This is a genomic window from Cupriavidus sp. GW821-FHT07C08, assembly GCF_059419025.1.
In genome coordinates this window covers 37,850-51,129 of record NZ_JBWKQZ010000030.1, presented here as the reverse complement: position 1 = coordinate 51,129, position 13,280 = coordinate 37,850, and the positions used below count along the sequence as shown (strand labels likewise).

13 protein-coding genes and 1 tRNA gene are annotated in these 13,280 nt (G+C 60.5%); 8 read left to right on the top strand and 6 right to left on the bottom strand.

Going from position 1 to position 13,280, the window contains the following annotated elements; translation table 11 throughout:
* Positions 1–367 precede the first annotated feature (367 nt).
* Entirely contained in the window at positions 368–565 is a 198-nt protein-coding gene (locus AC07UK_RS29780; protein WP_011154094.1) for a hypothetical protein, read from the top strand.
* A gap of 374 nt (positions 566–939) precedes the next feature.
* On the top strand, positions 940–1,887 hold the full coding sequence (locus AC07UK_RS29775; RefSeq protein WP_494687045.1) for a polyhydroxyalkanoate depolymerase: 948 nt from the start codon (positions 940–942) through the stop codon (positions 1,885–1,887).
* Positions 1,888–2,326: 439 nt separating this feature from the next.
* On the opposite strand, the gene AC07UK_RS29770 is transcribed toward AC07UK_RS29775, so the two are convergent.
* Positions 2,327–2,414 (bottom strand) — tRNA-Ile (locus AC07UK_RS29770).
* 164 nt (positions 2,415–2,578) lie between these two features.
* Complete coding sequence (locus AC07UK_RS29765) at positions 2,579–3,037, bottom strand: hypothetical protein (protein ID WP_011154092.1); 459 nt, start codon at positions 3,035–3,037, stop codon at positions 2,579–2,581.
* Positions 3,038–3,686: 649 nt separating this feature from the next.
* Here AC07UK_RS29765 and AC07UK_RS29760 point away from each other — a divergent pair.
* The 3 genes from AC07UK_RS29760 to AC07UK_RS29750 all read left to right on the top strand — a co-directional run bounded on the left by AC07UK_RS29760 (position 3,687) and on the right by AC07UK_RS29750 (position 8,094).
* Positions 3,687–6,365: a DEAD/DEAH box helicase gene (locus AC07UK_RS29760; protein WP_494687044.1), complete on the top strand. Its 2,679-nt coding sequence runs from the start codon at positions 3,687–3,689 to the stop codon at positions 6,363–6,365.
* An 18-nt stretch (positions 6,366–6,383) separates the two neighbouring features.
* The gene (locus AC07UK_RS29755) at positions 6,384–7,406 is read left to right on the top strand and encodes an SWIM zinc finger family protein (protein ID WP_494687043.1); all 1,023 of its coding nucleotides are present in this window, start codon (positions 6,384–6,386) and stop codon (positions 7,404–7,406) included.
* 259 nt (positions 7,407–7,665) lie between these two features.
* Positions 7,666–8,094, top strand: a complete 429-nt coding sequence (locus AC07UK_RS29750; RefSeq protein ID WP_494687042.1) for a hypothetical protein — start codon at positions 7,666–7,668, stop codon at positions 8,092–8,094.
* A gap of 107 nt (positions 8,095–8,201) precedes the next feature.
* Here AC07UK_RS29750 and AC07UK_RS29745 read toward each other — a convergent pair whose 3' ends face one another.
* Entirely contained in the window at positions 8,202–8,441 is a 240-nt protein-coding gene (locus AC07UK_RS29745; protein WP_494687041.1) for a hypothetical protein, read from the bottom strand.
* A gap of 154 nt (positions 8,442–8,595) precedes the next feature.
* Between AC07UK_RS29745 and AC07UK_RS29740 the strand changes: the two genes are divergently transcribed.
* Complete coding sequence (locus tag AC07UK_RS29740; RefSeq protein ID WP_494687040.1) at positions 8,596–8,838, top strand: hypothetical protein; 243 nt, start codon at positions 8,596–8,598, stop codon at positions 8,836–8,838.
* Positions 8,839–9,071: 233 nt separating this feature from the next.
* Here AC07UK_RS29740 and AC07UK_RS29735 read toward each other — a convergent pair whose 3' ends face one another.
* On the bottom strand, positions 9,072–9,377 hold the full coding sequence (locus tag AC07UK_RS29735) for a type II toxin-antitoxin system RelE/ParE family toxin (protein ID WP_102668631.1): 306 nt from the start codon (positions 9,375–9,377) through the stop codon (positions 9,072–9,074).
* Entirely contained in the window at positions 9,374–9,643 is a 270-nt protein-coding gene (locus tag AC07UK_RS29730; RefSeq protein ID WP_011154086.1) for a type II toxin-antitoxin system ParD family antitoxin, read from the bottom strand. Before AC07UK_RS29730 ends, AC07UK_RS29735 begins: the two co-directional genes overlap by 4 nt.
* A 274-nt stretch (positions 9,644–9,917) precedes the next feature.
* On the opposite strand from AC07UK_RS29730, the gene rpoD reads away from it, so the two are divergent.
* On the top strand, positions 9,918–11,948 hold the full coding sequence (gene rpoD, locus AC07UK_RS29725; protein WP_494687039.1) for an RNA polymerase sigma factor RpoD: 2,031 nt from the start codon (positions 9,918–9,920) through the stop codon (positions 11,946–11,948).
* Between the two features lie 104 nt (positions 11,949–12,052).
* Here the strand turns inward: rpoD and AC07UK_RS29720 are convergent, their stop codons facing one another.
* Entirely contained in the window at positions 12,053–12,256 is a 204-nt protein-coding gene (locus tag AC07UK_RS29720; protein ID WP_494687038.1) for a cold-shock protein, read from the bottom strand.
* Positions 12,257–12,562: 306 nt separating this feature from the next.
* Between AC07UK_RS29720 and AC07UK_RS29715 the strand changes: the two genes are divergently transcribed.
* Positions 12,563–12,790 carry a hypothetical protein gene (locus AC07UK_RS29715; RefSeq protein ID WP_494687037.1) on the top strand — a complete coding sequence of 76 codons (228 nt, stop codon included), beginning with the start codon at positions 12,563–12,565 and terminating at the stop codon, positions 12,788–12,790.
* Positions 12,791–13,280 lie beyond the last annotated feature (490 nt).

Here is a 13,280-nt window from a genome sequence, read left to right as displayed (position 1 = left end):
TCGCGCGAACTGCACTCAGGCAAGGAGGCCAGTGATCGCTTGAAGCGTGCCGAGAGGCGTTGGTCCGTAATTGGCCCGTTTTGGAAAAGCGCGGGTCTTGAAAGGTTCACGACGACCTTCGGGCCACACTGACGCAAGCCGCCTGCCGGGCCGCTATCCCAATCGGGGATTGGACTTCTCCGCTGCCCCGCAGCATATTCCTCACTTGCTTTCCACGACTGAAGGATTTACCGTAAACGTTCGGTGTAGCGCTCCCGGCGCGTTCCTTGCACCGACATCATCCAATTGCGGTTCCTAACTCCCCCGTGGAGCACGGTACACAGATCAGCCGTCGCAGTTCCCTTTTGACTCGATCAAGGAGACCGACATGCTAAGTCCGCATGAAATCGCAGCACTGCTGCTGCTTGGCGATGCACCGGACGTTCACGACGTCGATCCCGATCGGTTGGACGCATTGTTGGAACAGAAACTGGTCACGATGGAGCATGGTCATGACAGCGGCGCCCATCCGCGTCTGACCAGCCGGGGGCATTCTCTGCTCGACGCCGTACGCCGCATTCGCTAGGCGTTAAACTTGGGCGCAAACGGAGCCGCCGGCTCCACGGCAGAAAACGGTCGTCTCCGCTTGAAGTTGGCGACCTCAACGTGGCTTCAGGGCAGCGTCTTTAGCGTTCTGCTGACCGCCGTGAGTGCCACGCACCTTGACAATGCGCTTTGCGGTAGCGCGTCAACGTCCGCAATTTCGGAGTGATGGCGCTCTTTCTCCTGACGCATTCGTTGGTTTGGAGTCCGCATGCTCTATCAGATTTTTGAATATCAGCGGACCCTGATGAAGGCGTGGGCGGATGAATCTGCCCGAGCCTTGGTCAGCCCTCTAGTCCACTTGCATATCTTCCGGGGGCCGGGAACTTGGCCGCCTGCTGGGAAAACCTGTATCGCTTGAGCACGGCCAGCGAGGAACCGACGTTTGGCGTTACCGCTATCCTTCGTGACGGCCGTGTTGTTCCCGTGGTCGAGCAACTCGTATCGGAAAGCCCTTTTTGCCGCCTGCTGCGCTTTGAAGCTGCCCCAGCGGTTGGGCATGATAACGGGCAGCAAGGGATTCCCGCGGTACTCGTCTGTGCGCCGCTTGCCGGGCATCACGCCGTCATGCTTCGCGACGTGGTGCAATCGCTACTGCAAGAGCACATTGTCTATGTCACTGACTGGAGCAATGGCGCCATCGCGCTGTTGGCAAGCCGCGATGAGGCGACGCCAACCAGCCTGACTCTCATCGGCGGTCCGATTGACGCGCGTCGCAGCCCCACTGCAATTGGGCGCCTCGCCTCGAGCCGCTCTATCCAGTGGTTCCGACGCAATCTGGTTTACCCAGTGCCGCATCCCTATGCAGGTGCTGGACGTCAGGTCTGTCCGAGTTTTGTGCAACTTTCCGGTCTCGCCGCTGCGCAGTCATCACCGCTATGGGGCCCATGTGAAGGGTACTGGGCAAACCTTGCTCGTGGCGATGCCGAGCGAGCCAATGTTCACTGGCAAGCATTGCTGGACTACAGCGCGGTGCTCGACATGGCCGCCGAGTTTTATCTCGACACGGTTCGGACCGTGTTTCAGGAGTTTCAGATCGCCTTTGGCACCTGGCGAGTGCGAGGTCAGTTGGTGCGTCCCCAGGACATCCGTTCCACCGCCTTGCTTACCATCGAAGGCGAGCTCGACGACATATCCGGCCGCGGGCAGACCCACGCCGCGCATGACCTGTGCCGAGGCCTATCCGCGCACGACAGGCGACTGGTCACGATTGCCGGTTGTACTCACTATGACTTGTTCCGTGGACCTGTCTGGCATACTGAAGTCTTCCCTTGGATTTGCGATATGACACGAGACGACATGTAAGACGCTGGCGTCTCGCCCAATCAGCGCATTTCAGGTAGGCGAGGCGTAGGCGCCCTTCCACTCCAGCCTACCTTCGACCGGCGAACTTCAGTCGATCGATGTCGTCGATGACCTACGCCAGCCCACGTTGGCGTAGAGACCAGCCATACCGATGCCGATAGCACGGTAGCCGTGCGCGATCATGGAATTCGCCAGATCGGTTGTCAGCGAGACGCCCTGAGCAATCCAGAATTGGAGCCTCAAGTTGTGCGATTGCCGCTTGTACCTCCGGGCTCGACCAGCGGAGCTGTCATAGCACACCAGTCGGGTGCGATCGTCAAAGATCGCGATGCTAGGCTCACCTGCCAGGCGCGACTCGGGCGCGGCCATCCAAGGCGAGCCGGCAAATGCATCGGCTACGCAGTTCATCCTCATCGAGCAGTAATGGCAGACGCAAACCTGGTGGGCCGGGTGGGATTCGAACCCACGGTGGGATGTCTCCGGCGGATTATGAGTCCGCTGCCTGCAACCAACACGGCGTCCGGCCCTATAACGTCGCGCGAAATTCTACCCTGATGTTCGCACAACTTGCCTCTAATTTGCTGAGCTAATGGCTCGATACACGACTCAGTCGAGCAGGCTTGGCGCAAGCTGTGCGCCCATCTTCGGTCATCGACCGGTCGGCGAAGTGCCATACCGGCCGAGGCCAAAATCACGCCGAAACTTCGGGTGTCGCCACGGTCGGCACCACTGCCTTTGCGGGAGTCCGCTTCTTCGTCACGGCTTTCACTGCGGCCTTCTTCGGCGCAGCTTTCACGGAGGCTTTGGTACCGGTCACTGCCTTTTTCGGGGCTGCCTTCGTGGCGGCCACTTTGCCCGCGGCCTTCTTGGCGTCCGCAGCCTTTGCCTTCTTCGCCGCCAGCTTGTCCTTTGCGGCTTGCTTCTCGAAGCGAAGCGCGGACCTGGCGGCTTCCACTGCCTGCGCAACTTCGCGCTTTGCTGCCTCAATGGCCTTCTTCATGTCGGCGCGCAGCTTCAGCAAGCGCTTTTTCGCCGCCTGAGCCTCACGCGCGAGCACGCTGGCCTTTTTCGTTGGCACGGCCACCTTCTTGGCGGCAGACTTGTTCTTCGAGACTGCACTGACCTTCGTTGCTTTCGTTGCAGCGACCATTATGGATTACCCGTTAGTTGTGAAGCGCGGAGTATAACCGTACGTGTGCCTGCCTAACAGAGGTCTATCTCTTCGTTGTATTGCAACGGACTCGGCCGGCGCGGCCAAGGGCAGCCGAGATGCCAGACTCCGCCGCGCGTAGCCGGCCATCTCCAGACACTCGAACGGTCGGCTCTGCCGAGGCAACTGCCATTCGCCCCGTCACTCGCCTTCGAAGCGATTCAGGCCATTCGGGACACTCCGCCATTTTGTCGTTTGTAACAAGCGCGCCAGCTGATTTTCGCCGTGCGGGGGACGCCGGCGGCATCCCATCTCGTGTGACTGAGGTTTTGGTACCCTTTCATGGAAAGTCGTGCTTGCCTTTGGCAAAATTCGGTAGCGGAGCCGGGAGCGAATTTGCGTGAGTGATTACTAGCAAACAGGTTGTCCTACAGCAGATGAATAGACAGTTCACAAGACATGTGCAGCGCAGCAGGCAGGCATACCCTGGAGGGTTGCTTGAGCCGATCATTCGGTCGGTCCAGAGGCAATCGAAGATTTACCCAGTCCAACCTAGGCCGGAGGGCCTGCTGGTGGATTTCGCAGCCGCTTCCCTTGAAAACATGCAGCTTCAGCGCTTGCTGAAACAGTGCGATTGGAACGGGCACCTGTGACTGCGCCCGACATTCTTGTGCCACACCTGACGCCCGGCGGGCACCTGCTTGCAGTGCCGGAGGACGCCGCGCCAATCTTGGCAGATGAAACGCGACAGCGGCTTGAGAGTTCTTTTGCGCTTGGCGCGGGACATGGCCTGCTGCACCTGGGAACGGCCGAAATCGGCCGCATTTTGCCCCCTGCATGGGCCTGGTGGCGTGATTTTGCGGCGCGCTATGTCACTGCCTTGTGCGCCACGCCCGAAGGCGGCGAGATCGCGGTCGCAACGCCTGCTGCCAAGGATTTCGATGCCATGATTGACGATGCACCGCCGATGACGGGCGGCGAGTATCTGACGCCAGCCGTGCTGGGCACGTTGTGGGGCGAGATCGATACTGCCTTGCACCAGGAACTGGCGACCGCAAACGTCTCGCTTCAGGATTTCCTCAAGCTGCGTCACCCGGCCTGGAATCTCGTCGGCCGCGTGCATTTCAACCTTGCTGAGAACCGCAAGGACCCGGAGTCACCGTTCGCCTTCCTTGCGACTTACACGTCGCGTCTGTCGGCCCATGGTAAAGCGCAACATCAGCCACTGTCGCAGGCCCTGGCGGAATTCTCGGGAGTCAGGAGCAAGGCGCAGCTCCTGTCATTACTGCTGCCGGTGCAGCGCGCCGCGGAACACTGCGACTGGCTTCGCGAAATGGTGGATACCGGCGAGATATACCATCCGCTGCGCTGGACGCCGCTCGATGCCCATCGCCTTCTCTCGGACCTGTCCAAACTCGAAGCTGCCGGGATTGTCGTACGCATGCCAGGCGTCTGGCAGGCGGGCCGCCCTGCTCGTCCCGTTGTGAAAGCCAGTGTCGGAGCACGGCCACCCTCGCTCTTGGGCAAAGACGCGTTGCTGGACTTTAGCATGGAGGTTTCGCTCGATGGCGAGTGTCTCAGCGCCACCGAGGTCAGGAATCTGCTCAAAGGCGCCGACGGCTTGCAGCTCATCCGTGGTCGCTGGGTCGAGGTGGACAAGAAAAAGCTCAGTCGTCTCATGAAGCGATTCGAGGCCATGGAAAAGGCGGCGCGAAGCGGTCTGCCGCTTAATGAGGCTCTACGCCTTCTGGCGGGGGTTTCGCTCGACGATAGTGCCGACCCCGCTGACCGCGACTGGTCGCAGCTTGTTGCAGGGCCCTGGCTGGCTGACACCCTGCAGGAGTTGCGTCAGCCAGAGGGGTTGGCGCAGATCAGCCCGGGACCGGAACTGAAGGCCACCCTGCGGCCCTACCAACAGGCCGGCGTGCGGTGGTTGTACCTGCTCACCCGGCTCGGTTTGGGCGCTTGCCTGGCGGATGATATGGGCCTGGGCAAGACCATGCAGGTACTCTCGCTTCTGCTCGTGCTGAAGCGAGAAAGTGCCGAGGCGCGGCCCAGTCTGCTGGTCGCCCCTGCATCGCTGCTGGCCAACTGGGCGGCAGAGGCTGAGCGCTTTGCCCCCGGCTTGCGCCTACTGATCGCCCATCCGTCGGCCATGCCGACGGCCGAATTGCGTGCGCTGGACCCGGCGCGACTTGCGGACATCGATCTCGTCATCACCAGCTTTGGCGCGCTTCTTCGCCAGCCGGTACTGGGAGCCTTCCAATGGCGCGTTGCCATTGTCGACGAAGCACAGGCGATAAAAAATCCGGGCGCCAAGCAAACGCGACAGGTCAAGCAGCTCCAGGCACAATCGCGCATCGCGCTGACCGGCACTCCCGTGGAAAACCGCCTGTCCGATCTGTGGTCCATCTTCGATTTCACCCACCCCGGATTGCTGGGCTCAGACAAAGTCTTTGCCGACTTTACCAGGCGGCTGGCGAAGGCCGAGCACTTCGGTCCGCTGCGAACGCTCGTACGGCCCTACATCCTGCGCCGCCTGAAGACCGACAAGCGGATAATCGACGACCTTCCGGACAAGACCGAGCTCAAGGCCTGGTGCCACCTGAGCCCGAGCCAGGCGGCACTGTATCAGCGTGCGGTGAAGGATCTGGCTGCCGCGCTTGAAGACGCCGAAGGCATCGGTCGCAAGGGGGTAGTGCTGAGCTACCTGATGCGCTTCAAACAGATATGCAATCATCCGTCGCAGTGGTTGGGCGACGCCGCCTGGAAGGCGGAAGACAGTGGCAAGTTCGCCCGCCTGCGCCAACTGGCCGAAGTCATTGCCGCCAAACAGGAAAAGGTGCTGGTATTCACCCAGTTCCGCGAGACCACTGAGCCGCTGGCGGCTTTTCTAGGTTCGATCTTTGGCCGCGAAGGTCTGGTGCTTCATGGCGGCACCCCGGTCGCCAAGCGCCGCGAACTGGTCAAGCGATTCCAGGAAGATGAGCTGACCCCCTTCTTCGTGCTCTCGCTCAAGGCCGGTGGGGCAGGTCTGAATCTCACCGCCGCGTCGCATGTGATCCACTACGACCGCTGGTGGAACCCGGCGGTGGAAAACCAGGCGACTGATCGTGCATTTCGTATCGGCCAGCGGAGGAACGTCCTGGTGCATAAGTTTATCTGCCGTGGCACGGTCGAGGACCGTATCGACCAGTTGATCGAAGCGAAGCAGCAATTGGTGAAGGATGTGTTGGAAGGCGGCGCAGAACTCCTGCTTACCGAGATGAGCAATCGTGAATTGCTCGATCTCGTGAAGCTCGACGTTCATGCCGCGCAAGAAAACTGATCGTCAAGAGGAACCGGAATGGGTTACGGTTACGGGGGATGGAAGCCCTATGTCTCAGTCGCCGAGCGCAGAAAGAAGGCTGAACGAGCCGCCGAGAAGGCGAAGAAGGCAGGTTCGGTGCTGTCGCCAATCGCCTCATACCGCGGTGCCATCGCCAAGACCTTCTGGGGCAAGGCCTGGTGCGACAATCTGGAAAGCTACAGCGACTATGCCAACCGCCTGCCGCGCGGCCGTACCTATGTGCGCAACGGTTCCGTTATCGACCTTCAGATTACGGCAGGCGAAGTCCGCGCGCAGGTAATGGGTTCGAGTCTGTACACGGTCGCTGTGACCGTGACGGCGTGTCCCACAAGGCAATGGCGAGCGATCGGCACCGATTGCGCGGGGTCGATCGATTCGATCGTGGAACTCTTGCAGGGGAAGCTCTCGACAGCCGTGATGGAGCGCATCTGCAAACCTCGCAGCGGTCTTTTCCCGATGCCGGAAGACATCAGGTTCAGTTGCAGTTGTCCGGACTGGGCGTCAATGTGCAAGCACGTTGCTGCCGTACTTTACGGCGTCGGCGCGCGGCTCGACCAACAGCCGGAATTGCTCTTCGCCCTGCGCCGCGTCGATGCCAATGATCTCGTCAGGCAGGCCGGCGCTGGCCTGCCCAAATCGACAAAACGACCCGCCACCAGCAAGGTGCTCGACGACGCCCTGGTGGCCGATGTGTTTGGCATCGAGATGGCCGACGCTAACCCACCGCCGAAGCCTGCTGTCGGGCGTAACAAGCCACCGTCAGGTAAGGTGACAGCGAAGAAGGCGACCAAGTCGGCCGTCTCGACAACCCGTAAACCACCTGCGAATGCGAAGACTGCGGAGGACAATAAATCGGTAACCAAGAAGTCCTCAGTCAAGGCATCCGCAGGGCCACGCAAATCAGCATCTGGCAACATTGTTGCCGGTAAAGAAGACGTGGCGACCCCGCCTGCAACCCCGAACGAGGCTGCAACAAGGAAGCGCACCAGTACTGCACCGGTGAAGGGGACGTCCCGCTAGTCTCCGATTCCATCTCGCATGGAAGCCGTCGTGATGTTCCGGGAAATTGTCCTGGCTAGAGGATGTGCGGTGTACGCTAGTTCTGCGTCTTGCGGGAAGGCGATCCGCTTTCAGCAGTCGGTGGATGACCATGGCGCTCTGCCTTCGCGCCGCGATGAGCGCTGCAGTACCATCATGCATCGGCCCTTGATGAAGCTGATGTCCGGCTGTCGCCGAATATCGCTGGGCCGTTCAACTCGCAACCTATGGGAGTCCAGACATGGTCGCAGTCAAACACGACGATCTTTCCATGGCATTCGACTTCGTCAGCTGCGCGGCGCCGATGGAGCACAACGCGTATGTCTCACTCGATACGGGCAAAGTCTATTGGACTTCTGATTACAACGACACCTTCGACGAGGAGGGTCCTGACGACCTTGAAACCTCGGACCGCTACCTTGCGATACCGCATAAGAACGAACTCGGTCTTGGACGAAGTCTCGCCCTCCAATTTGTTGCACAGGAGTTGCCTGAGTGTTGCGACCAGGTGGAAGAATTCTTCCGACGACAAGGCGCTTACGCGCGCTTCAAGGACTTGCTGGAGCGCAATGGCATTCTCGAGCTCTGGTATTCGTTTGAAGCCGACTCGACCGAAAGAGCGCTGAGGCAATGGTGTGTCGAAAGCGGGCTGGAGATTCTGGAGTCGTAGCGCCGGATAGACATGCCGCAATGTCTGGCCGTAAGGAGCGGTCCTCTGGTCAATTCAGGCACCGCCGTGACAGACACATTGCCTGGCCGAGTGGCCATATCCTGAAGTCAGGACTCCCTGCAACGCTCGCGTGGCCGCTCGTCAACCTCCGCAGCCGACCTGTGCCGGTTCTGCAGTCGTTCGTGCATCGTCTCGCAGCGTATCAACATCATTGTCGCAGGCTCCTCGTCTGCGCCGGCGTCGGCCGCCTCCGCAGCGCTGCGCAGATATACTTGCCGGGAGACGATGGCGACGATCACGATCAGGGCGCCTACGCCGAAGGCGCGGGCCAAGAGGTATCGTGCCATCGACATCGCAACGGGTAGCAACAGGTGATTGGCTGGTGAAGCCTACACGAAGATGCTGTAGGACGGCCTACGCTGCTGCAGGGTGACACCATCCCCCGTTTTGCCTTCACCGGGCGATGGCGTCTTGTGTAACACCTCACTGGGCCTGATGAGCATGCCAAAGACGATCGAGCCCCTACCGAAGGGCCGCTACTGGGCCACGCCCCGCGCGTCCTTTCCGCTGGACGGACCGAATGGCCATGACGAAGTGTTTCCTGGCGCCCACTGCGTCAGCGACGGCAAATGGGTCATCTTCTACAAGGATGGCGAAGAAGTCTGGGCGTGCAATGCCATCTATGCCGCCGCGCATTTCGACTTTGCTGCCGTTTCGAGCGCCTGCGCTTCGACGGCCGACTGAGGTGCCGGTGGCGCCGACCGACGTCTCACCCTCCCCCTTCCATATAACCGCCCTGCTACCGGCAAAATTCCTCAGTATGGGCGTCGCGTTCAAATTTGGCGGTCACGCGGGGGCGCTTCGTGATCGAGGCAGAATCAATCATGGCGCACTGCCCTCCACTTTGATACCTAAGTCGTCGGGCTGCCGAAGCGACGCGACCTCGAATGTCTAGCGCCGTACTCTGGCGGGCCGCCTTAGTTGAACAGCATCGCGGCATAGTTGCGGGCGCTGTGCAGCACGTGCAGCACGTCGATTCGCGAAGGCGGATCGCCCACCACGCGGTAGAAGATCTGGTAGTTGCCGTGTACCCGGTGCCGGACGCCTCGGTCCTCATAGCGAGGGACCAGCGGGAAGGCAAGCGGCATGTCTGCGAGCGACAGGCACCGGTCGCGCAACTCCTGTACGAAGGAGAGCGCGCGGCGCGGGTTGTCGCGGGCAATGTAGTCGGCGATGGCTTCGAGTTCGGCCTCGGCCAGCGACGTCAGGCGAACGACGATCATGCGCCGTGCCCGGGTGTTCTGCCTGCCGCCGCGCGATACTTGGCTTCGAGGCGGTCGAACACGGTGGCTGCGTCGGTGCCGCGGCCCGCGTCCGCCTCGGCCAGGCTTTGCGCGAGCGCCGCGTCCAGCGCCATCAGTTGCGCTTCACGGTCCTGAATCAGACGTACGCCTTCGCGCAGTACTTCGCTCTTAGAGCCATAGCGGCCCGAGGCGACAAGTTCAGTCACGTAGCGCTCAAGTTGCTGTCCAAGGTCGGCACTGATCATATTTGCTCCTCTTCAGACGGGCCGGCGCAGGGCGTACGCCGGTGTCATGAAGTGTAGCGTCTTTGATAATAGTTATCAAATTCTAGATGAAAAGTGCAGCAAGAAGTACCAACGAAGCCGTAGTTCCGCATATTGCGCCGCACAACGGCGGCTGGTATTGTCTAGCATCCCCCCATTGTACGCAGACCGGCTTCCGCGAGAGGCATTCAGGCCTCGACTGTCCGTGCGTCATTCCACGATTTCGTTCGTACCCCGACAGGCTTGACCAGCCGTCATGTCCGCGACGATCGTCGGCCAACCTGTCGAGGAGAGTGTATTGGCAAATCCAGTTCGCGACGATTCAGCATCCCGCACGATCGCGGTCACGTCAAAGACCGGCCGGCGCTCTCCAAAAAGAAAGATCGAGGTGGTCGCAACACCGCTGGACATCGCGTCCATGGCGCGCCAGGACGAGGAGCGTCAACGCCAGATGCGCGCGCTGATTGCGCTTGGCCGTGAGCGCGGCTATCTAACCCACGCGGACATCAACGATCACCTGCCCGACAACTTTACGCAAACTGCTGCGATGGAGACGATTGTCAGCACGTTCAGCGACATGGGGGTGGCCGTGTACGAGCAGACGCCGGACGCGGAGACGCTCCTGTTAAGCGACGCCGCGCCTGCCGCGGCATCCGACGATCAGGCGGACGAGGAAGCGGAGGCTGCCCTGTCGACCGTCGATTCCGAGTTCGGCCGCACCACTGATCCGGTCCGGATGTACATGCGTGAAATGGGTGCCCGCGAACTGCTGACCCGCGCTGGCGAAATCCAGATCGCAAAACGCATCGAAGACGGCCTGCAGGACATGATTCAGGCGATCTCCACATGTCCGTCGGTCGTGTCCACGATTCTTGTCGATGCGGACCGCATCGTTGCCGGCGAACTGCGTATCGACGAACTGGTCGATGGCATCAGCGACGACGTGAACGAAAGCGAGATGACGCTGGAGTCCGAAGACGTTGAAGTGGAAGCCGACGCCTCCGACGATGACCCAGACGGTGACGAGGCTGAAACGGACGCCGGGGATCCAGAGAAAACGAACGCGGGCCGCCTCGAACAACTCACGAACGACAGTCTTGCGGTTTTCGCACGCGTGCGTGCACTGTTCGACCAGTTGCCGGATGTACCCGTGACTGGCAAAACCCGTTCCGCGGCCGTTGCGCAATTGCGCTCGGCGATCCAGCGCGAACTGGCGCCGATCCGCTTTACGGCCAGAACCATCGACCGCCTGTGCGCCAGTGTGCACGCACAGGTTACTGAGGTTCGTGCGATCGAACGCAGCATCCTGGAGATCGCCGTCGACCGTTGCGGCATGCCACGCGAGGCGTTTGTCGAGTCGTTCCCGGGCCACGAGACCGACCTTGCATGGACCAGCCGCATGGCGGCGACTTCGTGGCAATTTGGCGCGGCGCTTGAGCGACATCTGCCGGCCATTCAGGCCGGGCAGCAGAAACTCATCGACATCGAGGCCCGGGTCTCGCTGCCACTCCAGCAGCTCAAGCAGATCAACCGCCAGATGAGTGCCGCGGAGTTGAAAATGCGGCAGGCCAAGCGGGAGCTGATCGAAGCAAATCTTCGTCTTGTCATTTCAATTGCCAAGAAATACGTGAACCGCGGCATGCAGTTCCTGGATCTGATCCAGGAAGGCAATATTGGCCTGATGAAGGCGGTAGACAAGTTCGAGTACCGGCGCGGCTGGAAGTTTTCGACGTACGCCACTTGGTGGGTCCGCCAGGCTGTCACGCGTGCGCTTGCTGATCAGGCGCGCACCATTCGTGTGCCGGTGCATATGATCGAGATGGTCAACAAGCTGAACCGGATTTCGCGCGAATTCCTGCAACAGACGGGACAGGAAGCGCATCCCGCCGTGCTCGCGGCGCGCATGGAGATGTCCGAGGAAAAAGTGCGCAGTATCCTCAGGATCGCGAGGCAACCTGTCTCGCTCGAGACCCCTGTGGGCGACGATGCCGACGCGACGCTCGGCGACATGATTGAGGATGTCTCTGCGAGTTCACCGACTGAGGCCGCGATTCATGCGAACATGCGCGCCGCGATCGATGAGGCACTCGACGAGTTGTCGCCGCGCGAGGCCAAGGTCCTGCGGATGCGGTTCGGGCTCGATACGACCTCGGACCACACGCCTGAAGAGGTCGGCAAGCAGTTCGACGTGACCCGCGAGCGGATCCGTCAGATTGAGAGCAAGGCGATGCGCAAGCTGATGCATCCCAGTCGCGCTGACAAGTTGAGGCCCTTTCTCGAGCGCTGAGCAAGGCCGAGGAGTACGCGCCCCCTTTCGACGCGCCAGACCCACAGCGATCACGCATCGGCGCGATCGCTGCCCTGACAGGACGCGTTTGCAGCGCGGGAAACTTACAGCGGTTTGATGCTCGCTGCCTGTTTCCCCTTGGGGCCCTGCTTGACTTCAAAACTGACCTTCTGGCCTTCCTGAGGCGATTTGAAGCCGTTTCCCTGAACCTCGGAGAAGTGCGCGAACAGGTCATCGCCGCCGTCGTCCGGCGTGATGAACCCAAAACCCTTCGCATCGTTAAACCACTTGACGGTACCTGTTGCCATGTTCTGAATGTTCCAAGGAAGACTAGTTGTAGATGACGCCACCGGCCTGCGCCAGACGTGCGGCAATCTTGTATCACAGGTGAGCCATTGCCGACAATCCGGGGTTTTCGAACGGCTCCGACGAGCTATACCATGACGTTGTGCGCGAAGGAGATCCTAGAACGCAACTCCTTCGGCAATGACCCGCGCGACATCAAGGAATGATGCTGTGGTTGGCCGGCGCCCCAAGCCGCGCCCGGCCTGCCATATCACTCAGAGGAAGTAACCTCTGACGCTATCAAAGAACTCTCCTAAAGCAGAGGCGTGGTGACACCACAAGAAGTGGCTGTGTACGCGAGCTCCACCGTCATCTTCTTGATATGGTTGCCACGCAACGTCACCTCCGCCGTGTGCTTGCATATGGCCATCGACGAGCGTGCCGGAGATCGTGATGTGCGGCATAGAGATGGGGCAGTGAACGAACCTAAAATTATGCCTGCATTGCTCGCCGGCGAGCTACACAGCGCTCAACATGGCATTCCGAATGCGACTTGAGTCCCCGGCGTCAAGCTGCTTCCTGCAGGCTGCTGTTGAGAACCGCGCCCCCCAAGGCGCGTTCAGTAAGGTAAAGCGAGTCGGATAACGTCCGGCGATACTTCACAGCCAGTCAGTGCTCGGCAACGAATTTGGCCTGCGCCAGTTCAAGCGCTAGGGCATGCCACCCTGCCTCGCTCGCGTACTTCACCATCCGCTCTACGACGCTTGGCGCGGCTAAGGGCGTACGCTGTATGCGACCAGTACGAGATAAGTAAAAGCAAATTACGAAACGGTTCGCCTGATGTGTACGGAATTCGAACCGATCATCACTGCCCGCGTGCCGGAATCCCGAAGCGGGCGACGACAGACATGCGCTTCGCGACATCCACTGTGTTCGGTTCCGACCATAGCGACACAGTGGCATGCGTTCATATCAGATTTAGATGATATGAAATACGAAACATATGGGGCGTCATTCTCGTTGTGTGGCGATTGTGCAGGATGCCAG